Genomic DNA, 23,277 nt, shown 5'->3' on the forward strand with positions numbered 1-23,277 from the left:
TCACCGGCGAAGGGGGTAATACCCCACCATGTTGATCCGCAGAATCGCAAGGCCCATGCTGTCGGCAGCGTTCATCGGCCAAGGCGTCGAGTCGTTGCTAAACCCCAAGCCGGCCGCCGAAGCGGCCCAGCCCACCGCGAGCAGTTTGCGTGCACTGCCGGATCCGTTGGGTCGCAGCGTTCCGCACGATGCCGAGACATTGGCTCAGGTCAACGCCGCCGTCCAGATCGGCGGTGGCCTGCTGCTCGCGACGGGGCGATTTCCCCGTCTTGCCTCGGCCGCACTGGCACTGACGGTGATCCCGGGAAATCTTGGTGCCCACATGTTTTGGAGTGAACCGGATCCGGCACGCAAGGCCGAGAAGCGGCGGCAATTTCTGACCGATGTGAGCCTGCTGGGCGGCTTGATCATCGCGTCCGCAGATACCGCGGGCAAACCGTCACTGGCGTGGCGGGGTCAGCAAGCGGCGAGCCGGCTTTCTGCGGCCGTCTCCTCGGCGATGCCGGGATCCGACGACGACCTGCTGGACTCCGAGCTCGGCGAGAAGATCGTGCACGGGCTGCAGGTAGGCGCCCAACGGGGTCGCGAGCTGGTCGGCACAGCCGCCGAGAAGAGCGCACCGTATGCCGAAGCCGCTGTCGAACGAGGCCGGGAACTAGCCAGCACCGCCGCCGAGAAGACCGCCGAGAAAGGCGCCCCATTGGCCGAGGCCGCTCGCCGGCGAGGCGAAAAACTGGCCAGCAGCGCTCGCGCGCGCGGGTCGGAACTCGCCGAAGCCGCACGTCAACAAGGCGGCCAGCTCGCGGACACGGCCGTGGCTGGCGGCAGCCGACTGGCCGACGCCGCGCGTCATCGGGCCCAAGAGCGGGTCAGCAAGGGCCGCAAGCGCGGGCACCGCTAGCGAGAAATGAATCAACCACGGCATCGACGTCCTGACTAGCATCGACGACGATACCGCGTTCGTCGGCGTCCAGCGGCTCCAAAGTGTCGAACTGCGACTGCAGCAGCTCGGTCGGCATGAAGTGCCCCGACCTGGCGAGCAGCCGATCGACTATTAGTTGCGCAGAGCCGTCCAGATGCAAGAAGCCCAGCCCCGCACAGTGCGCTCGCAGCTGGTCACGGTATTTGCGTTTGAGCGCCGAGCAACTCACCACACCACCGCCGCGGTGGTCAGCAAGCCACTGGCCAACCCTCGCCAGCCATGGGCCGCGGTCGTCATCGTCGAGTGGCTCACCGGCAGCCATTTTGGCGACGTTGGCGGCCGGGTGCAGGCCGTCAGCATCGAGGAAGGGCACCCGCAGCCGCTGCGCCAGCGCCACGCCTACGGTCGATTTGCCCGATCCCGAAACGCCCATCACCACCACGGGTGAGCGCTCCGCCGGCGGGTCACCGTTCACGTCTGGTTGCGGTTCCATTCCATCCAACCGACACCAATGCGACCATCCGCGGTGCTGATGTCGACCCAGGCACGCGGAAAGTGGCTCACCCGTCCGTCGAGCGCGGTCAGGCGTACCGGCGCGTTGGCACGCACGTCGACATCGGCGATGATCCTTCCCGGATCGAGACTCAATGTCGCGCTGCGCGGTAGGCCATTGGCATCGAAGGTGTCATCGATCCGCACCGTCGCTAAGTCGGTGACCTTGCCATCGGAGCCTTGCATGTAGCCGACGCTAAAGACGGGTGCGCCGGGGATCTGGATGCTCACGCTGTGTAGGTGGGTGCCGTCGTTGAGATGAAGCGCACTCCACATCCAGTCCATGCCCCACCAGTCCCGCACACCCCACGAGTGGTCGCGCTGCCCGGGGACGGAGTCGATGCGATAACCGGTGTCGTTGACGGTGACGGAACCCGAAACGGTGCACGGGATTTCGTACCGCGTCGCCAGCCGGTACCGATACGGTGTGCCTGCAGTGGTCCAAACCAGATCCATCCCGAGCTCGACCGGAGTCCCCGATTCACCGCGCAACAAGCCCGACGCGTCGAGGTAACTCTGGCCCTTGGCCCCTATGGTCACTCGGTAGGTCCGCAAGGGCGCGTCGGCGCAGTGGTTGACTTCCAGGTCGTCACCACGCAATGTCCACGGGTCGGCAGGCAGCGGGAGCGCATAGTCGACGACGGCAACCGTCGGCAGCTCGGGTCCGCACACCAGCGCCTGCAACCACGCGGTAGGCTGGTTGGGTATCAGACCGATCCGCACCCAGCCAGCCAATCCCTGTGTCTCATCAACAAAATCGGCATACCAGCTCTCACTCCACAGTGGTTCCGCACCAGCGGCGTGGGCGAGCTCATCCCCGTCGGAAGGTTGCAGCGGCTCGGTTGCGGCCGCGGCCGGCAACACCGCCAAGGCGTTGGTGTCGAGCACGTGATCGCAGTGCCGCTGCAGCATCGTCATGAACATCCGGTCGCCCCGCTCCGTGCGCTCCACCAGCATCGACGAAACGATTGCCATCATGACGCCGAAAAAGCTTTGTCGCCTGACCCCTTCGGTGACCTCGGAGAGCGTGATCGGCGCCGCGGGTCCCAGCGCCCGATGATATATGCGCAGCAGCTCGTGGTAATGCCTACGACGGTCCTCCGTCTGTAGTGCACAGCCCAGGAAGTAGGCCAAATCAGTCGCCGCCGGCCCCCAGGAGACGGTCTGCCAGTCGACCACCGTCAGCGGACGATCGGCTCCAGCGGCGCCGAAAAGCAAGTTGTCCAACCGGTAGTCACCGTGCATCAGTCCGTGGATTTCACCCCGGGCCGTCTCCTGCGCCAAATAGCCATCGAAAGCGGCCACCAGTCGTTCGCATACCGCGCGGTACTGCGGCGCGAGCTGATCACCATAGCGTTCGATGAAGCCTGCGTACAGCGCGGTGACCGTCGTTTGGTTGACCGTCGACTGACGATTGAGCCACGGCAGCTCGGCCAGCGCGGTGTCACCAAGCGACGGTCCGTGCAGCCGCCCCAGCTCGCTGACCGCGAGTTTGGCTTGCTCTCTTGTGGCGCCGGCGATTTCGTCACCGACGACCGCCGGGCCAGCGTCGCCAAGCAACAGGGCGAAGTCGCCGCTGCCGGCGTCGACCGCGGCGTGATAACACGGCGCTATTGGTCCGGCCAGGCGTGGCGCGATGTCGCGGTAGAAGAGCACCTCACGCTCGTAGAGCCCCAATGCCTGGCCCGTTTGCCGACTCATCGGGTCGGTGGCGGCGACCTTCAATACCACCGAGCGCGGGCCGCCAGGTTCGGCATAGTCAAGCCGCACGCGGTAGCACTCGCTCATCTGGCCGGTGCCGATGCGCTCAACGGTGAAGTCGGTGACGGTGCCCGCACCGATCGTCGCGGTCAGCCACGAGGTGGTGAGGTCGGCTGGTCGTTCGACGACGTGCCCGTTGTCGTGGTCCATGACTTCACGGCACCAGGGAAAAGCCGTGCCATGCCAGCCGGCGGTGTTCGTGGGGATCAAACTCGACGCGACTCTTGCGGTCGATCACCAGCACCGCACGCTCGTCGTGCGTATAGGCCGGCCAATCCTCGCCGGGGACACCGGTCTTGCTGAACGACCGCCACCGCCGGATCACTTCGTCGCTGACCCGCAGCGCGTGTCTGCGGTCTGCGGCCGCGGTCAGCAAGGCGCCGAACCTGGTCCGATAGATGTCGAAGACCGCGAGAAGTTCGGTCGCGTGCGTGGCGCCAAAACCGGACCAGCGCAGAGTGCGCGGCGCATAGTCGTATCGGTACATGTAGGTATCCGCGTGGGCGCTCTGTGCCTCGGCGATCTGCCACGCGGCCGCGTTGAACGCGAAATCACCACCGAGCTGGATGCATGCCGACGGCTTCGGATAATTCGGGTATGCCGCGGTGATGCGTTCGCGTGTGGCCGGTTCCGTGTCGGCCAGCAATTCGTCGATCATCGCCTCATTTGTCGGCAGCATCTTGAGGAAGCGGGTGAACAAGCGGCCCTCGTCGGCATTGGTGCCCACGATGAGTGGCACCTTGTGCGCGCGCCCGGACCGCATCGTCTCGACCGGTTCCAGAGGCAGCCAATCGTCACCGTAGGTGGGACCAATCGGAAAGGCGCCCAATCGCTTCTGCATGCCCTGGTCGATCAGGCGGTGCTGGGCTTCTACCAATTGGGTCGCGGTCGCCCGCATTACCGCACTGGCGGCATCCTGTGGACGCGCACCCAGCAGACGAGCAAACCGCATTGCAAATTCGGTGGCGATCTCTCGGGGGCGCACCATGCCTGCCGCCGGACTTTCCGAAATTGCCCTGGCGAAAAGACCTTTCGCGGCGGGAACAGCCAACAGCGTCGCGGTGATATGTGCGCCCGCACTCTCGCCGAAGATGGTGACATTGTCTGGATCACCACCGAACCCCGCGATGTTGTCGTGAATCCACTGCAATGCCAGCACCAGATCTCGCAGATAGAGATTGCCATCGATGGTGATGTCCGGCGTCGACAAAGAAGAGAGGTCCAGGCACCCCAGAGCACCCAACCGATAGTTGACCGACACATAGACGCAGCCACGCCTCGCCAGCGCCGCCCCGTCGAATATCGGGGTAGCGGAGCTCCCCAGGATGTATCCGCCGCCATGAATGAAGACCATGACCGGCAGCGGTTCGCGCGCCGGGGTCTCTGGAGTGACGACGTTGAGGGTCAGGCAGTCCTCACTCATAGACTGAAACTTGCCCAAACCCAGCATGGTGTAGCGACGCAGTTGGGGCGCGCAATTGGTGAACCCGTGGCAGTACCGCACACCCGACCAGGGTCGTGCGGGCTGCGGCGCCCGGTAGCGCAGCGGCCCCACCGGCGGCCGAGCGTACGGGATCGATCGCCAACGGTGGACGCCGTCGCGAGTGAAACCTTCGACGATCCCGGCGGCTGTGCGTGCGCGGACGGTGCGCTCGTGCATAACCCGACGGTAGCGGACTCACGGGGCACGCGGGGTGGGCAGCACGGGAAACCTGGCGGTGGCGGCTAGCCTGGCGGGATGCGAATCGCCGCACTGGTCGCTGTGCCGTTGCTGGTTGCCGGGTGCTCGCACGATCTCGGCACCGACTCGGGGCAACCGCAGACCAGCACGCCGAAGTCCTCGAGCATCACCGTCTCCCCCACGAGCAGCAAACCGGTGGCGGCCGCTACCGCGCCCGCGGCCGGGGCGCCGATCGCGGCCGTTCGCGCCTGGATAGAGGCAGGCCGACCGGCCGATCCCAAGCGCTATCACAGTGTGAGCCGTGCCGACGTCACCACCGAGCTCGGCGACGACATCGCGTTCACCGCCCAAGCCGGCAAATCATCGTGCATGACGGACTCCAAGCGCACTCCCGGCACGCTGACCTGTCTGGTCCAATTGACCAATCCCGCGCCCGCCCCGGCCACCGCCTACGGCGACTGGAAGGGCGGCTGGGTCGACTTTGACGGAATGAACCTGCAGGTCGGGGCTTCCCGCGGCGACCCGGGCCCATTTATCAACGGCAACGGGCCCGAGTTGGCTAACGGCGACTCGTTGTCGTTCGGCGACTACCGCTGCCGGGCCGACCAAGCAGGTCTGTTCTGCATAAACTACGCCCACCAGTCTGCGGTCGGGCTGAGCGCGGGCGGCGCCGAACCGTTCGGTTGCCTGCGCTCGGTCCCACCACCCGACGGTGTCGGAACGGCATTTAGCTGCTGAAACTGATTCGGGAGGGACACATGCCCAAGCCCGTCTTGCGTGTCGCCTACTACCTACTCTGCGCCCTGATGTCTCCGCTGATCCTGATCGGCTACATCGTGTGGGTGGGCAGGGCCATCGTCACGGGCCGCTCTGGTGTATCCGGCACCGCGCAGGGCCCGTTGCTCGCCCGGTTCTCCGAGCACAAAGTCGGGACCAGGCGAGACGAGGCGGCGGAGCGGCTGCTACGGGCCCTGCCCGACGTCCCGAGCCTGGGCCTGCTGCTGGCGGTCGGTCCGCTGCTGCTGGCGCACCGGCTGACCGGTTATCTGCCACGAGCGGTCAGATACCCGTTCGAGGGCGACATTTCCCCGCCATACGAGGCCTCGGCCCGCATCTGCTTTTTTGACGCGGCAGTCGACCGGCACCTGCGCGACAGCGCGCAGTTTGTCATCCTCGGCGCGGGTTTCGACACACGCGCCTATCGCCTTCCGAACGACCGGCGGGTGCGAGTGTTCGAGGTCGATTCGCCACAAACGCAGCTGGTCAAGCGCGCGGCACTCAAGAAGGCGGGCATTGATTCGCGAGGGGTGACCTTTGTGCCGGCCGACTTCGAGGCGCAGGACTGGCTGGCCTGCCTGACCGGGGCGGGCTTCGACCCTGCCCGGCGGACGCTGTTCCTGTGGGAGGGCGTGACGATGTACCTCAACCGTGAGGCCGTCGAAGACACCCTGCGGAAGATCGCGTCGACGGCGCCCGGAAGTGTCGTCACATTTGACTACTTCACTACCGAAGCTCTGGAATCGCGTTCGCTGTATTGGCGTTATGGCCGAGCCGCGACAAAGGCCGCTGGTGAGAAGTTGAAGTTCGGCGTCGACAGTACTCCGCCCTCCCGCCAGCGGTTGGCCGAGCTGCTGCGATCCTGTGGGCTTTCGCTATCCGAGCAGCGCACCCTCGGTGCAGACACCCAGACTCGGCGCGCCTGGGGCGGGTTCGCGACCGCGACGGTGCCGACATCGGCCTAGAGTCGGACCGCGGTCAAGGCCCGTCTGCGTCGCTTTCGCTGCCGCGCAGGAGTTTTCGGGGTGGTGGTAGGTGTTGGTTCGGCCGACGTAGCTTCTGGAGCAAATCCCCAGACCTGGACTGCAGTACGTCGGCCTGCCGGCAGCACCGTCTTCGACAGCAGCAGTCTTTCGACGCAGGCCGGGCCTGGCACCGGCGTGGGCCTCTGCGGCCGGCGAAGCGGCTAACGGCCCGTCGGCAACGAAGAGTCACTTTCGAGCCCGGGCTCGGGCTCGAGCACATGTATCTCGCCCGTAGCGCCATCGACCTCGATGAGCGCTCCCGGCGGCAACAGCCGGGTGGCGCCCTGGACGTCGACCACGCAGGGAAATCCGAACTCGCGGGCCACCACTGCCGCGTGCGACATCGGACCGCCGAGCTCGGTGACCACGGCGGCGGCGTAGCAGAAGGCGGCGGTGTAGCCGACGTCGGTGACTTCGGCGACCAGGATCTCGCCCGGCTGCAGATCATCGATGGTATCCGGACGCACGATCCGCACCCGGCCACGGACCCGGCCACCGCAGACACCGACTCCCTGCAAGGTATTCCCCGCTGTGAGGGCCACCGTAGCGGCGGTCGACGGCGTCCAGCTCCCGCTGAACACCGCGGGCGGAACGATCGCCGCCAGCCTGCGTTGTTCTGCTCGACGCCGCGCCACCAGCTTCGAAACGTCGGCGGGCAGCGCGTCGAGTTCGTCTACCAGAAGGTAGAAAACGTCCTCGGGGGCTTGCAGCACGCCGGCCTCAGTGAGCCGGCTGCCATACTCGCGCAGTAGACCGCGCAAGACCCAAATCGCACGCACCATTTTGTCGCGGCGGACCTCGCGATCGCGGAGTTGTCGTGCCGCCAGCAATGCAACGGGCTTGGCACGCAACGGAATCGCCGGGCTGTGCGGCTGCGGCGAAGGCGGTGCACTCAAGGCCTTGGCCACCATGCCCACCAGCAACTCCGGGTTGTCCGCGTAGCTGGTCGACATCATCTCGACCTCAGCGGGACCGCGGTGCCCGATCAATGAAAGCTCGGCCAATACCGCCGCATGAAACTCCGGGGCCACCATGGCCAGCTTGCCCAAGCGGTCCCCCGGCTCCGACAGCAACCGCATCACGTCCGAATCACGGCGCGCCGCACCTACCAACCGCTGCACCGCCTCCACCGATCGGGCACTGACCAATTCCGGCCCAGCGGCCGGCGCGGTGTCTCGTCCGCATAAGCCACGTAGCAACACGTTGAATGCGGCACAGAGCATGAAAGACCCGGAGGCCAGCACCCAGCCATGGACCACGTGATCGCGCGCCAGCAGGATCAGGCTCAGGAGCCGACGGTCCTGCATCCCTGCGACGTCACTGGCCAGATGTTCCAGTCGATCGACGTCGCCGAGATAGTCGCCGGTGTCGCGGGTCGAGCCAGCGCTCAGACCCACCAGATTGACACCGAATACCCCGATGTTGCGGATGGTGCGCAGCTGCTTACGGGCCCAACTGGATTCCGACGGCGGGCGTTCCTCGCCAAAGATCGGCAACGAGGCCATGCTCGGGCCGAAGAAACCACTGTTGCTGACGATCATTGCGGGTTTGGCGAACGGCACGGTCTCGGCCATGAAGTGCGCGGAGGTGATGGCCCCGTAAAGCCGGTGCGCAAAAACCGCGACGGTCCGCAACGCGATTTCCCGCTGGATCATCCCACCGGGCCGCAGCCGCTCGGCGATGCCCACGCCGCCGGCACGCAGCCCACGCACGGTGACCGACGCCGACGAAGGTGAGAACGGACCGGGCAGCGCCTCGGATAGATTGGTAGCCAAGAACGTCGGAAAACGCGGGTCGACCGGGGTATCGAACTCGCCGTTAACCCCCTGCGGGCCCGCCAATCTGGGCACCACGCCGTCCTCGGCTGGGACGTCGGGGGCCGGAAGATCCTGGATCGTCGCCAGCCGCCAAGGCAGCGATAACACCCGCTTGCCCACCGAAATCCGGCCACGCACTGCCAAGGCCAAGTCCGCGATGGACTCCTCCGCTGTCCAGGCCGGTTGAAAACCCCAATCATCCTGCAGCCGACTGGTATCCAGCGCGGGGGCATCTTCCACCAGCTCGAATTCGGCGAACGACGAAACGCGCCGCAGCAACTGTCTAGAACCGAACGGCAGGATGCGCCGGCCCAGCGCAGTGGCGATCTCGCGCAACGTCAGCTCACCCGGCGCGGCCAGGTTCACCGGGCCGGTGTCGGTTGCCACGATTGCACGGGTCAGGAGTCGCAGCACGTCATCAACGTGAACCACTTGCGCCGCGCAATCGGCTGAGCCGTCTGGAAATACTGGCAGCGCCAACAATTGGCGGACCCAGTTGTCAACGTTTCGGCCGACAATGAGTGCAGACCGCACGGCGACCCAGTCTGCACCGGAGTCGGCCACCATCTGCTCGACTCGGGCCTTGTGTTCACCCTCTCGCGAAGCCGGCGCCACTTTGTCGTGTTCACTCGCCGATGTGTCGAGGCCAGGCTGGTAGACGTGTGCCGAGCTGGTGAACACGATACGTTGGGTTCCGGTTTCGATCATCGCGTCCAGAACGTTGCGCGCACCATCGATATTGATCTGACGGCTGATCGGGCTATCCGGGCCCGTAGTCCTGGCCCACGCGCAGTGCGCGACGACGTCCGCGCCCGCTATTGCCAGCCGCACCGCGGCGGCGTCGCGGATGTCGGCTGCGACGAAACTAGCTGCACTCGGCCAGCTTTCGAGTCTATGACGGGCGATGCCGACAACCTCATGACCCTGGCCGAGCAATCTGCCGACGATGCCACGGCCGATTACTCCGCTGGCCCCGGTGACCGCAACTCTCACTGGGTTTCCTCTTGCCCTATTCGTCGTCGTTCAAGAACGCGGCGTTGACGAGGTCATTGAGGTCCATGTCCGCAAGGTCCTTCTCCGGACTCGCGGCCGGGGACGAGGTCTGACCGTTGCCCTCGGTTTCATTGGCCAAAGCAAGCAACAGATCCAGCACCCCTGCCTGACGAAGGCGCTTAACTGGAATCGATGCCACCACCCGCTGCAATTCGGCTTCGCCTGGTGCGACCGCCGGACTTTCCTGCGGCGCCGAGCCGAGAAGTTCTCGGTGCATGTAGCCAGCCAATGCCGCCGAATTGGGATAGTCGAAGATGAGGGTGGGCGAAAGCGCCAGTCCAGTAGACGATTTGAGCCTGTTGCGCATTTCCACGGCGGTCAGCGAATCAAATCCCAGTTCCTGGAAAGCGCGGTCCGGGTCAATCGCCTCCGGACTGGAGGTGCCCAGCACGGTCGCAATGTTGGAACGAACCAGGTCCAATAGGACGGCGCGCTGCTCGTCTTCGGGCAATCCGTCAAGACGTTGCAGCAGAGCAGATTTCGACTTCGCGGCCGCCAGCGAGTCGTCCACCTGGCGCCGGGTCGGTGCGTTGATCAGATCGACGAACATCGGCGGCAAGGTGCCGTTGTCGAACTTGACCCGCAATGCCGCGAAATCGATATGGGCGGGCAGCATGAACGGCTCGTCGACAATCATTGCGGTGTCCAACAAACCAAGAGCTTCATCGGAAGACATCGCGACGATGCCGTCGCGGGCGAATCGTTTGAAGTCGACCGCCGCTAACCCACCGGTCATGGTGCTGGCCTGATCCCACAATCCCCATCCCAGCGAGATCGCCGGCAGACCGTGCGTCCGACGGTGTACGGCCAGCGCATCCAGGAAGGAGTTGGCGGCCGCATAATTCCCCTGACCCGACGAGCCCACCAGCCCGGCCATCGACGAAAACATCACGAACGCAGCCACATCCAGGTCGCGGGTGAGCTCGTGCAAATTCCATACCGCATCGACCTTGGTCCGCAGCACGGTTTCCATCCGCTCGGGCGTCAGCGAGGTCACCACCGCGTCATCGAGCGCTCCTGCCGTATGAATCACCGCCGAGAGCGGATGCTGCACGGGAATGTCGGCGATCACCTTCGCCAGCGCCGCACGATCGGCCGCGTCACAGGCAAGCACCTGCACCTGGGCACCGGTCGCAGTCAGTTCGGCCACCAACTCCGCCGCCCCTGGCGCATCCGGACCGCGTCGACTGACCAACAACAGCTGACGCACACCGTGGCGGGTCACGAAGTGCCGCGCCAACGCCGAACCCGCCATGCCGGTCCCGCCGGTGATCAGCACCGTGCCCGACGCCCATGCGTCCGGCATGGTCATCACCACCTTGCCGACGTGCCGAGCTTGGCTCAGGTACCGCAACGCCGCCGGCGCGCGCCGTACATCAAACGTCGTGACCGGCAACGGCCGCAACACATCCTCGTCGAACAGCGCCGCCAGCTCGGCAAGGATCTGCTGCAGGCGGTCCGCTCCCGCCTCGAAGAGGTCGAAGGCGCGGTAGCGGACATCCGCATGTTGCTCGGCGACCACGCCGGGTTCACGGATGTCCGTCTTACCCATCTCCAAAAACACCCCACCGGGGGCGACCAGGCGCAGTGACGCGTCCACGAAATCGCCGGCCAGTGAGTCCAAGACCACATCCACACCACGCCCGCAGGTGACCGCGCGGAACTTGTCCTCGAATTCCAAGGTGCGCGAGTCACCAATGTGCTCTTCGTCGAATCCCATGGCCCGCAAGGTGTCCCACTTGCCGACGCTGGCGGTGGCGAACACCTCAAGTCCCCAATGCCGGGCCAGTTGCACAGCCGCCATACCGACGCCACCCGTCGCGGCATGCACCAATATCCGCTGTCCCGGCTTGACCGAGGCAAGATCACTCAGTGCGTAGTAGGCGGTGGCGAACACCACCGATGTGGTGGCCGCAGCGGTGTGCGACCATCCCGCCGGAACCTTGACCAGCAGCCGGTGATCGGTGACGGCGATAGTTCCAGTGCCCTCGGGGAACAGGCCCATGACACGGTCGCCGACGGCGAAACGCTCGTTGTCCGCGGCACTTGCCGGGGCCGTTTCCACCACGACACCGGAAGCTTCCACCCCCATGACCGCATCCGGATCGGGGTAAAGGCCGAGTGCGATCATGACGTCCCGGAAATTGGCTGCGACGGCAGCCAATCGCACGCGCACGTGCCCGGCCCGCAATGGTGCATCGACGTCGGGAATGGGTTCTAAGCGCAGGTTTTCGAAGGTGCCGGCCGAGCTCATAGCCAACCGCCACGGTACGTCGCCCGGTGGCACCAACACCCCAGCAACGGCGCGACCGCCATGCACCCGTGCGGTGTACACCTGCCCGCCACGCCACAGCACCTGGGGTTCGCCGACCGCCAACACCGCGGCCACCGCCGCTTCGTTTAGGGCGGCATCGCTGTCCACCAACACGATCCGGCCGGGGTGCTCGGTCTGCGCCGCACGCACCAATCCCCACACCGCCGCACCGGCCAAATCGGTGACATCCTGACCGGGCAACGCCACGGCACCCCGTGTCGCCACCACCAACACCCCGGCCCCATCGCGAGACAGCCAGGACCGCAGCACATCGAGCACCGAACCGGTGGCCGCGTAGACACCGGCCACCACATCATCGGTAGCCGGCGCGGATTCGAAAACCACCGCATCCCCAGCGGCCTCCACGGCATCGAGGTCCGTCACGCCCCAGACGTGTACCGGCATCGCCGCGACTTCGGCCGGCGGCTGTGCCGACCACACGACCTCGAACAGCCGGTCGGGGCCGGATCCGGACACCGCCGCCCGCAGCTGCTGATCGGTCACCGGTCGCGCCAGCATCGATGCGACCGACAACACCGGCAACCCCAGTCCATCGGCCAGCTCGATCGACACCGCCGACGGCCCCGCCGGCGCGATGTGGGCGCGCACCGCCTGGGCCCCCGCGGCGTGCAGCGCCACGCCCTGCCAGGAGAACGGAACCAGCACCGAACCCTCGGCAACCCCGAAATCGTCGGCGCCGTTAGCGGCCAGTATCACAGCATGTAGGGCCGCATCCAGCAACGCGGGATGGACACCGAAGCCCGCCACCGATACCCCGGCGTCCTCGGGCAACGCCACCTCGGCGAACACCTCGTCACCGCGGCGCCACATCGACGTCAGTCCACGAAACGCCGGGCCATACGTGTAGCCGCGCTGCGCCAACTGCTCATAGCCGTCGGCGACTTCGATGGCTACCGCTCCGGCGGGCGGCCACGCCGACAGCTCGGCCGCGGGCTCCGCGGCGCGTCTGCTCAGCATTCCCTCGGCGTGCGCCAGCCAGCCGGCCCCGTCCTCGGCGCGGCCGTAAATCGACACCGCCCGGGCACCCGATTCGTCGGCGTCACCCACGACAACCTGCACCGCAACCGAACCGCCAGCGGGCAGTACCAAAGGCGCGGCCAGCGTCAATTCGTCAACCACTCCGCAGCCCACTTCGTCCCCGGCCCGAATCGCCAACTCGACGAAACCAGCACCCGGGAAGATCACCACGCCGCCAACGGCGTGATCAGCCAACCAGCCCTGTGCGCGAGACGACAACCGACCGGTCAGCACCACGCCGCCGGAGGCCGGCAACTCCACCAACGCGCCCAGCAGCGCGTGCTCGCTGGCCTGCAGACCCAGGCCTGCCGCGTCGGCCGCAACTCCGTCACCGGACAGCCAGAACCGCCGCCGCTCAAAGGCGTAGGTCGGTAACTCCACAAAGCTTGCCTGCCCGATGACAGCGCGCCAGTCCACCTGCATGCCCGACACGAAGGCCGCGGCCACGGCATTGACCAGCGTCGCCGGCTCGGGGCGGTCTTTGCGCAGCGCAGTGGTGGTGACGATGGCTGGACCATCCGTCAGCACCTCTTCGATCGACGCGGTCAGGCCACTGCTGGGCCCGACTTCGAAGAAGCGCGTCGCCCCCGCCGATTGCGCAAACCGGACACTGTCGGCGAACCGGACCGTCTCTCGGACGTGGCTTGTCCAGTAGGCCGCGGACCCGTAGTCCTCACCTGCCAACTGCCCTGTCACGTTGGAGATGATCGGGACGGCTGGCGCTCCGGTGGTCAAACCCGCAGCGACGGTAGCGAATTCCTCGATCATCGGATCCATCAGCGGCGAGTGGAATGCGTGCGAGACGGCCAGTTGGTGAACCCGGCGGCCGTCAGCGCGCAGCCGGTCAGCGATAGCGATGACCGCGTTCTGCGCACCGGAAATCACCACGGAAGTGGGGCCGTTGACGGCGGCAATGCTGACCTCGGGGCTCAGCAGCGGTGCCACCTCGGCTTCGGTCCCCTGCACCGCGACCATCGCCCCGCCGGCCGGCAGGGCCTGCATGAATCGGCCGCGGGCGGCTACCAGCACCGCCGCGTTCTCCAGGGATAGGACACCGGCCACATGGGCCGCGGACAACTCACCGACCGAATGGCCCATGACGAAATCGGGTTGCACGCCCCACGATTCCAGCAGTCGGTACAGCGCAACTTCCACTGCGAACAGCGCCGCCTGTGCGAACTCCGTTGAGTTCAACAGGTTTTCATCGTGCCCCCAGATAACCTCGCGCAGTGGTCGCAGTAGGTGGCGGTCCAATTCGCCGACCACGGTGTTAAACGCCTCGGCGAACACCGGATAACCCGCGTGCAATCCCATTCCCATGCCGAGCAATTGGGAGCCTTGGCCGGGGAAGACGAACACGGTCTTGCCCGCGGGCTGAGCCACACCGCGCAACACCGCGCCGCCCAGCTCCTCACCAGCTAACTCATCTAACCCAGCCAGCAAACCATCCTGACCACCACCAACCACCACCGCACGATGCTCAAAAGTCGACCGACCCGCCAGCGACCACCCCACATCAGCCACACCCAACTCACCATGAGCCCGCACATAACCCGCCAACCGCGCCGCCTGCGCCCCCAACGCCGACGCCGACTTCGCCGAGACCACCCACGGCACCACCGGCACCACCGAAGCCACCGACGCCACCGGCTCAACCGGCCCAACCGCCTCCACAATCACATGCGCATTAGTGCCACTAATCCCAAACGACGACACCCCCGCCCGCCGCGGCCGCACCCCCACCGGCCAAGGCTGCGCCGAAGTCAACAACGACACCGCCCCCACCGACCAATCCACATGCGGAGACGGCTCATCGACATGCAACGTCGCCGGCAACACCTCATGACGCATCGCCAACACCATCTTGATCACACCAGCCACACCCGCCGCAGCCTGCGTATGACCCATATTCGACTTAATCGACCCCAACCACAGCGGCCCGCCACCATCACCGCGATCCTGCCCATAGGTCGCCAACAACGCCTGCGCCTCAATCGGATCCCCCAACGTGGTCCCAGTCCCATGACCCTCAACCACATCCACATCCGCCGCGCCCAACCCCGCATTAGCCAACGCCGCACGCACCACCCGCTGCTGCGAGGGACCATTAGGCGCCGTCAACCCATTCGACGCCCCATCCTGATTCACCGCAGAACCCCGCACCACCGCCAACACCGGATGACCCAACCGCCGCGCATCCGAAAGCCGCTCCACCACCAACATTCCCCCGCCCTCGGAGAATCCGGTGCCATCGGCCGCGCCGGCAAAGGCCTTGCACCGCCCGTCGGTTGACAAGCCGCGCCACCGACTGAACTCGACAAAAATGTCCGGGGTGGCATTGATGGTGACCCCGCCGGCCAGCGCCAAATCACATTCCCCCGAACGCAACGACTGCACCGCCATATGCAACGCCACCAACGACGACGAACACGCCGTATCCACCGACACCGCCGGGCCCTCCAACCCCAGCACATAAGCCACCCGACCAGACGCGACGCTGGACAGCTGGCCGGTCAACCGGAAGCCCTCCACCGGTTCGGCCGAGAACATGCCGTAGCCCTGTGTCATTACCCCGGCGAACACACCGGTGGCGCTGCCCCGCAATCCACCAGGCTCAATTCCCGCCCGCTCCAAGGCCTCCCAGGACAGTTCAAGAAACATCCGTTGCTGCGGATCCATCGCCAGGGCCTCGCTGGGCCCCACGCCGAAGAAAGCCGGATCGAAGTCGCCGACGCCGTCCACGAACCCCCCGGCACGGGTGTAGCAGGCACCCGCAACATCGGGATCCAGGTTGAACAGCCCGTCCAGATCCCAGCCACGATCGGTCGGAAACTCGGAGACCACGTCGCGGCCCGCCGCCAGCATGTTCCAAAGGTCGTCGGGCGATTCGATCCCGCCGGGGTAGCGACACGCCATTCCAACAATCGCAATGGGGTCCTCACCGGTAGCACGCGCGGCCGCGATGTGCTTGATTTCCTCTGGAACACCGGCGAGTTCGGCGCGAATGTACCTAGCTAGGCCACCCGGCGTCGGATAGTCGAAGATGAGAGTTGGCGAAAGCGAAAGACCGGTAACGGATTTGAGCCGGTTGCGCATTTCGACCGCGGTCAGCGAGTCGAAACCCAACTCCTGAAACGCCTTGTCGGGATCGATCGCCTCAGGGGTGACATTGCCCAAGACGGTGGCGATGTGCGACCGCAGCAGATCCAACACGACAGCTTGCTGTTGCGACTCGGGCAGCCCGTGCAGACGATGCGCCAGAGCAGATTTCGACTTTGCGGCGGCCAGCGCGTCGTCGACTTGGCGACGGGTTGGTGCGTTGACCAGATCGCTGAACATCGGCGGCATTGCCACCGCATGGGCCCGCAAGGCGGTCAAGTCAATCCGGGCGGGCGCCAGGAACGGTTGATCAACGATGAGTGCGGCATCGAACAATTCCATTGCCTCATCCGAGGACAATGCCAAGACGCCTTCCCGGCCCAACCGGGCACGGTCGGCGGCATCCAGTCCGCCCGTCATATCACTGGCCTGGTCCCACAAACCCCAGCCCAGCGATATCGCCGGCAACCCAGCGGCTCGCCGGTGGGTTGCCAACCCATCAAGGAACGTGTTGGCCGCCGCGTAGTTGGCTTGACCCGACGACCCCACCAACCCGGCCATCGACGAAAACATCACGAACGCTGACACATCCAGATCGCGAGTCAACTCGTGCAGGTTCCAAGCGGCATCCGCTTTGGACCGAAGTACGGCATCGATCCGTTCCGGCGTCAACGACGAAATCACCGCGTCGTCAAGCACGCCGGCGGCGTGAATCACGGCGGACAACGGCTGCTGCGCCCCAATCTCAGCAAGCACCTTGGCCAGCACCGGACGATCCGCCGCGTCACCCGACACCACCCGCACGCGCGCACCGGCGCCACCGAGTTCGGCGACCAGTCCCGCCGCCCCTGGCGCCTCGGTGCCACGCCGACTCATCAGCACCAAATGGCGCACGCCGTGGCGAGCCACCACATGGCGCGCCAGCGCCGAACCCGCCATGCCGGTACCGCCGGTGATCAGCACCGTGCCCGACGCCCAGGTGTCCGGCATCGTCATGACGACCTTGCCGATATGGCGTGCCTGACTCAGGTACCGCAGCGCCGCCGGGGCCCGTCGTACATCAAACGTGTTGACCGGCAACGGCCGCAGCACACCCGCCTCGAACAGTGCAGCCAGATCGAGCATGTACTGGTGCATGCGAGGACGGCCGGGTTCGAAGAGGTCGAAGGCGCGGTAGCGCACACCCGGGTATTCCTGGGCGATGACCCCCGGGTCCCGAATGTCGGTCTTGCCCATCTCCAGAAACACTCCGCCGGGGCCCAGCAATCGCAATGAGGCATCCACGAATTCGCCGGCCAGCGAGTCCAGCACCACGTCCACGCCACGCCCGTCGGTGACCGCGCGGAATTTGTCCTCGAACTCCAAGCTACGCGAGTCGGAGATATGATCTTCGTCAAAGCCCATGGCCCGCAGCGTGTCCCACTTGCCCTTACTGGCAGTGGCGAACACTTCCAGGCCCAAATGCCGGGCCAGCTGTACCGCGGCCATGCCCACCCCACCGGTCGCGGCATGCACCAGCACCCGTTGGCCCGGCTTGACGTCGGCCAGGTGAATGAATGCGTAGTAGGCGGTGGTGAAAACGGCAGAGATCGCCGCTGCCTCGGCGTAGGACCAGTCTGCGGGCTTGGGCAGCAGTAAGCGGGTATCCCCAGCGACGAGCGTGCCGCTGCCGTCGGGGAAGAAGCCGTAAACCGAATCGCCAACCGCAAATTCGGTCACCCCGGGGCCCACTTCGACGACGATGCCAGCACCCTCACCACCCAGTAGCGCATCGTGGGTGAACATGCCCAGCGTGATCATGATGTCCCGGAAGTTTGCGGCGATGGCTCGGATCGCCACCCGAACCTGGCCGGCGCCCAGCGGTGCGTCGGCGTTGGGAACTGGCTCCAACCGCAGATTTTCGAAAGTTCCGGCACTGCTCAGCCCGAGCCGCCACGGTCCGTCGCCCGGTGGGACCAGGATGCCGTCCACGGCGCGGCTACCGTGCACGCGCGGTGTGTAGGCCGCCGAGGCCCGCAGCAATACTTGCGGCTCACCGACCGCCAGCGCCATGGCGATCGACTTATCATCAAGCGGCTCATCAGTATCCAGCAGCAGTAGCCGACCGGGATGTTCGGTCTGGGCCGACCGCACCAAGCCCCACACCGCAGCGCCTGCCAAGTCGGTGACGTCCTCACCCTCCAACGCCATGGCACCCCGGGTGGCTACCACCAACACTCCCGAGTCATGTTCGGCCAGCCACGACTGCACGGCGGCCAACGCTTGGTGGGTACGCTGGTGGCTCCCGGCGACCGGATCTTCAGCAGAAGCAATGGATTCGAAAATTTCGTAATCCGGGTTGGCGCCGCCGTGAGTGGGCTTCGCCGGCGCCCACGTCAGCTCGAAAAGCCGGTCCGGCCCCGAGCCGGACACCGCCGCTCGCAGCTGCTGCGCACTGATCGGGCGCGCAACCATGCTGGCCACCGACAGCACCGGCAATCCCAGGTCGTCCGCAAGTTCGACCGACACCGCGGCCGGACCGGTGGGAGCGATCCGTACCCGCGCGGCGGAGGCTCCCGCGGCGTGCAACGACACGCCTTGCCAGGAGAACGGCAACACCAGTTCGGCGTCCGGGTTGGATATCACCGTGGCGTGCAATGCCGCATCCAGCAGCGCCGGGTGCACCCCGAATCCGGCGACGCCGCCGGCCTCCTGCGGCAACCGCACTTCGGCGAACACTTCCTCGCCGCGGGCCCACACCGTGGTCAATCCGCGAAATGCCGGGCCGTAGCCATATCCACGCGTCGCCAACCGCTCGTAGCCGTCCACCGTATCCACCGCGACGGCGCCCACCGGGGGCCACACCGACAGGTCGGCCACGGGATCTATCGACCGAGCGCTCAAGGTTCCCTCGGCGTGGCAGACCCATACCGAACCGGCAGCGACGTCGGCTCGCGAGTAGACCGAGACGCTGCGCTCGCCGGACTCCGCCGCGGCACCGACGACCACTTGCACCGCTACCGACCCCGTCGCCGGGAGCAGCAACGGGCTTCGCAAGGTCAATTCGTCGACCACCGAGCAGCCGACTTCGTCGCCGGCGCGGATTGCCAACTCCACAAATCCCGTACCAGGAAATACCACCGTCCCGGACACCGCGTGATCGGCCAACCATCCGTGTGCGCTGGGCGACAGGCGACCCGTCAACACCACGCCGCCAGACGCCGGTAGGTCTACTACCGCCCCGAGCAACGCGTGCTCACCGGGCCCCAATCCCAAGCCGGATGCGTCGACGCCCATGCCCTCGCCGGAGAGCCAAAACCGGCGCTTGTCAAAGGCATACGTCGGTAGCTCGACAAAGCCTGCCCCATCCAGCACACCCCGCCAATCGACGTCGACACCCGCAACGAAGGCGGTTCCTGCCGACAACAGGAAGCGCTCGAGTCCGCCGTCGTCACGGCCCAGAGTGGGGACGACGATGGCCTCGGCATCGCCGCCCACGCAGTTGTTGAAGGTGTCTTCGATGCCGGCGATCAACACCGGATGTGGACTGGACTCGATGAAGGTGCGAAATCCGTGCTGGCAGGCACTGCGCACCGCTTGGTCGAGTTGCACGGTCTGCCGGATGTTGCGATACCAATAGTCGGCATCCAAAACTGCAGTGTCCAAACGACTTCCGGTAACCGTGGAGAAGAAGGCCGTGCGCGAGGAACACGGCTCGATACCGGCGAGGAGCTCAGCTAGCTGCCCTTGAATGGCTTCCACCTCAATCGAATGCGACGCATAGTCGACGTCGATCCGGCGGGTGCGCAGTTCCCGTTGGGCGCAGCACTGGATCAACTCCTCCAGCGCCGCCCCATCACCGGAGACCACCACAGCCGAGGGGCCGTTGACGGCTGCGATGCTGATCCGATCGCCGAACGGCGCCAACAATTCCTGGGCCCGCTGCTCACCGCAGGCCAGCGAGACCATGCCGCCAGGTCCGGCCAGCCCGGTCAGTAACTTGCTGCGCAGCGTGACCACCTGCGCGGCGTCACGTAAGGACAGCGCGCCGGCCACGTAGGCGGCGGCGATTTCGCCTTGCGAATGGCCGATTACGGCATCGGGGCGCACACCTACCGACTTCCACAGCTCGGCAAGCGAGACCATCACCGCAAACAACACCGGTTGTACGACGTCGACGCGGTCGAGACCCGGTACGCCGGGCACACCGCGCAATACGTCGGTCAGCGACCAGTCGACGAACTCGCCGATGGCCTCGGCGCACGCCTCGATGTGCTGCGCGAAAACCGGTGCGGTGTCGAGCAATTCGATTCCCATGCCGAGCCATTGGGAGCCTTGGCCGGGGAAGACGAACACGGTCTTGCCCGCGGGCTGAGCCACACCGCGCAACACCGCGCCGCCCAGCTCCTCACCAGCTAACTCATCTAATCCAGCCAGCAAACCATCCCGACCACCACCAACCACCACCGCACGATGCTCAAAAGTCGACCGACCCGCCAGCGACCACCCCACATCAGCCACACCCAACTCACCATGAGCCCGCACATAACCCGCCAACCGCGCCGCCTGCGCCCCCAACGCCGACGCCGACTTCGCCGAGACCACCCACGGCACCACCGGCACCACCGAAGCCACCGACGCCACCGGCTCAACCGGCCCAACCGCCTCCACAATCACATGCGCATTAGTGCCACTAATCCCAAACGACGACACCCCCGCCCGCCGCGGCCGCACCCCCACCGGCCAAGGCTGCGCCGAAGTCAACAACGACACCGCCCCCACCGACCAATCCACATGCGGAGACGGCTCATCGACATGCAACGTCGCCGGCAACACCTCATGACGCATCGCCAACACCATCTTGATCACACCAGCCACACCCGCCGCAGCCTGCGTATGACCCATATTCGACTTAATCGACCCCAACCACAGCGGCCCGCCACCATCACCGCGATCCTGCCCATAGGTCGCCAACAACGCCTGCGCCTCAATCGGATCCCCCAACGTGGTCCCAGTCCCATGACCCTCAACCACATCCACATCCGCCGCGCCCAACCCCGCATTAGCCAACGCCGCACGCACCACCCGCTGCTGCGAGGGACCATTAGGCGCCGTCAACCCATTCGACGCCCCATCCTGATTCACCGCAGAACCCCGCACCACCGCCAACACCGGATGACCCAACCGCCGCGCATCCGAAAGCCGCTCCACCACCAACATGGCCCCGCCCTCGGACCAGCCGACACCGTCGGCGGCGCCCGCATACGCTTTGCAGCGCCCGTCCGGCGCCAAGCCGCGATGCCGGCTGAACTCCACGAAGACCGTCGGCGTGGCATTGACGGTGGCCCCGCCGGCCAGCGCCAAATCACATTCCCCCGAACGCAACGACTGCACCGCCATATGCAACGCCACCAACGACGACGAACACGCCGTATCCACCGACACCGCCGGGCCCTCCAACCCCAGCACATAAGCCACCCGACCAGACGCGACGCTGGACGTCATGCCGGTGAGCCGGTAGCCCTCGATCTCCTCGGCGAACATGCCGTATCCCTGGACGATGAGGCCGGCGAACACGCCGGTGGCGCTGCCGCGCAGACCGGTGGGGTCGACCCCGGCTCGCTCCAGCGCCTCCCACGACAACTCCAGCAACATCCGATGCTGCGGGTCCATGGCCAACGCTTCGCTGGGCGCAATGCCGAAGAAAGCCGGATCGAAGTCGGCGACCCCGTCCACGAAGCCGCCGGTGCTCGCATAGGACTTGTGCGGGGTGTCCGGATCGGGATCGAATAGTTCGGCCAGGTCCCAGCCACGATCGGTGGGAAACTCCGACATGACGTCCCGGCCCTCGGCCACCATCTTCCACAGGCCTTCGGGGGAGTCCACACCGCCGGGGAATCGGCACGACATCCCGACTATCGCGATCGGCTCATTCGCGCGCTCCAGCAACGCACGGTTGGTGCGCTTCAGGCGTTCCACCTGGGCCAGCGCTTTGCGCAACGCTTCGGTCGCATGCTGGAGTTGATCAACCATTACTGACCTCGCCTAACCCTCACCTAGCATTTGGCCGTCGTGGACCGCCGCACGCGGCTTTCGTCGAATCACGGAAGCCGCTGCACGATGCGATGCCGCCGCATTTTCGACCAGCGTCGTGCTGCGCTCCGACCGAAGAATGTCGCTGGTGAGTATCGCCAACTCCGGCAGGATTTCAAAACGCTCGATTCTCCCAGCTATACGCCCGAACGGCCGGGTACTGGCGTGGCCATACAACACCCATGGGCCGGATCGTCGTCGCGGTGCGGCACCCACGCCGCTGAAATACACCGGACCCGCCGTCCATGGCGCGACTGTACCCGGCTGCTCGCGGGCCAGCCGCTAGACACCCACCCGGCGCCAACCGTCGGCTGCCCTGGCGGCCCGCAGCAGCTGGTCGCACAGTTCACGCAGTTCGTTTGCGCCGGCTCCTTCGTCAAGTGCGGTGGCGACGTCCTCCGCCGCACATCGCACCTGGTAGACGCGGTCCGACAGGTCAGCCGCGTCCTCAGCCGACAACACCACAGCATCGGCGGGCAACGCCAAAGAGGCCCCCGCATCGCCCCGGGACATCATCGCCCGCTGTTCGTACGCCCGCTGCCGGCACGACTGCCGGCAGTACTGGCGGCGGCGGCCCATGCCCGCGTCAGCAACGTCGCGGCCGCACCAGCGGCATGGCTGAGGGCGGGGACGACGACTCACGCCTGACGACTTTAGTCCGCTTTGGCCGATGATCTCGGTATCATGGTTAGTCGCGGATGGTCGCGTCGCGCGCAACAAGAACCCAAGCCGGGAACTCCCCCGTGGGCCGCGACGTTTGCACAAGCGGAGAGAATCACCAATACCGAGCCCAAAGAGCTCAAATGATCCAGAGGAGTAGCGGCGATGGCTGATCGTGTCCTAAGAGGCAGTCGACTGGGAGCCGTCAGTTACGAAACCGACCGCAATCACGACCTCGCACCGCGCCAGATCGCCCGATACCGCACCGAGAACGGCGAAGAGTTCGAGGTGCCCTTCGCCGACGACGCGGAGATTCCCGGTACCTGGCTGTGCCGCAACGGCATGGAAGGCACGCTGATCGAGGGCGATCTGCCCGAACCAAAGAAGGTCAAGCCACCGCGCACGCACTGGGACATGCTGCTGGAACGCCGCTCCATCGAAGAACTCGAGGAGCTCCTTAAGGAGCGCCTCGAACTCATCCGCTCGCGTCGTCGCGGCTGATCCGA

General features: G+C 66.0%; 10 protein-coding genes. 4 read left to right on the top strand and 6 right to left on the bottom strand.

The genetic code is table 11. The features are described from left to right. Positions 1–28 precede the first annotated feature (28 nt). Positions 29–901: a DoxX family protein gene (locus MB901379_RS13520; protein ID WP_158017152.1), complete on the top strand. Its 873-nt coding sequence runs from the start codon at positions 29–31 to the stop codon at positions 899–901. Here MB901379_RS13520 and MB901379_RS13525 read toward each other — a convergent pair. The 3 genes from MB901379_RS13525 to MB901379_RS13535 are packed head-to-tail and all read right to left on the bottom strand — an operon-like array spanning position 870 to position 4,895. Next, on the bottom strand, positions 870–1,415 hold the full coding sequence (locus MB901379_RS13525) for a gluconokinase (RefSeq protein WP_232021843.1): 546 nt from the start codon (positions 1,413–1,415) through the stop codon (positions 870–872). The genes MB901379_RS13520 and MB901379_RS13525 overlap by 32 nt on opposite strands. Next, positions 1,394–3,385, bottom strand: coding sequence for a DUF7064 domain-containing protein (locus MB901379_RS13530; RefSeq protein ID WP_158017153.1), 1,992 nt, complete (start codon positions 3,383–3,385; stop codon positions 1,394–1,396). The genes MB901379_RS13525 and MB901379_RS13530 overlap by 22 nt, the downstream gene beginning before the upstream one ends. Before the next feature lie 4 nt (positions 3,386–3,389). Continuing rightward, positions 3,390–4,895, bottom strand: coding sequence for a carboxylesterase/lipase family protein (locus tag MB901379_RS13535; RefSeq protein WP_158017154.1), 1,506 nt, complete (start codon positions 4,893–4,895; stop codon positions 3,390–3,392). Positions 4,896–4,973: 78 nt separating this feature from the next. On the opposite strand from MB901379_RS13535, the gene MB901379_RS13540 reads away from it, so the two are divergent. Then, positions 4,974–5,654 carry a hypothetical protein gene (locus tag MB901379_RS13540; protein WP_158017155.1) on the top strand — a complete coding sequence of 227 codons (681 nt, stop codon included), beginning with the start codon at positions 4,974–4,976 and terminating at the stop codon, positions 5,652–5,654. 20 nt (positions 5,655–5,674) lie between these two features. Beyond that, positions 5,675–6,658 (top strand): class I SAM-dependent methyltransferase, encoded by a 984-nt coding sequence (locus tag MB901379_RS13545; RefSeq protein WP_158017156.1) that lies wholly within the window; start codon positions 5,675–5,677, stop codon positions 6,656–6,658. A 221-nt stretch (positions 6,659–6,879) separates the two neighbouring features. Here the strand turns inward: MB901379_RS13545 and MB901379_RS13550 are convergent, their stop codons facing one another. The 3 genes from MB901379_RS13550 to MB901379_RS13560 all read right to left on the bottom strand — a co-directional run bounded on the left by MB901379_RS13550 (position 6,880) and on the right by MB901379_RS13560 (position 22,753). Beyond that, the gene (locus tag MB901379_RS13550) at positions 6,880–9,528 is read right to left on the bottom strand and encodes a sugar epimerase family protein (RefSeq protein WP_158017157.1); all 2,649 of its coding nucleotides are present in this window, start codon (positions 9,526–9,528) and stop codon (positions 6,880–6,882) included. A gap of 16 nt (positions 9,529–9,544) precedes the next feature. Next, positions 9,545–22,051, bottom strand: a complete 12,507-nt coding sequence (locus MB901379_RS13555; protein WP_158017158.1) for a type I polyketide synthase — start codon at positions 22,049–22,051, stop codon at positions 9,545–9,547. 342 nt (positions 22,052–22,393) lie between these two features. Further along, complete coding sequence (locus MB901379_RS13560; protein WP_158017159.1) at positions 22,394–22,753, bottom strand: hypothetical protein; 360 nt, start codon at positions 22,751–22,753, stop codon at positions 22,394–22,396. Between the two features lie 183 nt (positions 22,754–22,936). Between MB901379_RS13560 and rbpA the strand changes: the two genes are divergently transcribed. Beyond that, entirely contained in the window at positions 22,937–23,272 is a 336-nt protein-coding gene (gene rbpA / locus MB901379_RS13565; RefSeq protein ID WP_015293389.1) for an RNA polymerase-binding protein RbpA, read from the top strand. The last annotated feature ends 5 nt before the right edge of the window (positions 23,273–23,277 follow it).

It is taken from the genome of Mycobacterium basiliense, assembly GCF_900292015.1.
Taxonomy (GTDB): domain Bacteria; phylum Actinomycetota; class Actinomycetes; order Mycobacteriales; family Mycobacteriaceae; genus Mycobacterium; species Mycobacterium basiliense.

What these genes read in the sequence shown, in the direction of transcription:
- MB901379_RS13520 (WP_158017152.1), top strand. Translation starts at nt 29, where the DNA reads ATGTTGATCCGCAGAATCGCAAGGCCCATGCTGTCGGCAGCGTTCATC.
- MB901379_RS13525 (WP_232021843.1), bottom strand. Translation starts at nt 1,415, where the DNA reads ATGGAACCGCAACCAGACGTGAACGGTGACCCGCCGGCGGAGCGCTCA.
- MB901379_RS13530 (WP_158017153.1), bottom strand. Translation starts at nt 3,385, where the DNA reads ATGGACCACGACAACGGGCACGTCGTCGAACGACCAGCCGACCTCACC.
- MB901379_RS13535 (WP_158017154.1), bottom strand. Translation starts at nt 4,895, where the DNA reads ATGCACGAGCGCACCGTCCGCGCACGCACAGCCGCCGGGATCGTCGAA.
- MB901379_RS13540 (WP_158017155.1), top strand. Translation starts at nt 4,974, where the DNA reads ATGCGAATCGCCGCACTGGTCGCTGTGCCGTTGCTGGTTGCCGGGTGC.
- MB901379_RS13545 (WP_158017156.1), top strand. Translation starts at nt 5,675, where the DNA reads ATGCCCAAGCCCGTCTTGCGTGTCGCCTACTACCTACTCTGCGCCCTG.
- MB901379_RS13555 (WP_158017158.1), bottom strand. Translation starts at nt 22,051, where the DNA reads ATGGTTGATCAACTCCAGCATGCGACCGAAGCGTTGCGCAAAGCGCTG.
- rbpA (WP_015293389.1), top strand. Translation starts at nt 22,937, where the DNA reads ATGGCTGATCGTGTCCTAAGAGGCAGTCGACTGGGAGCCGTCAGTTAC.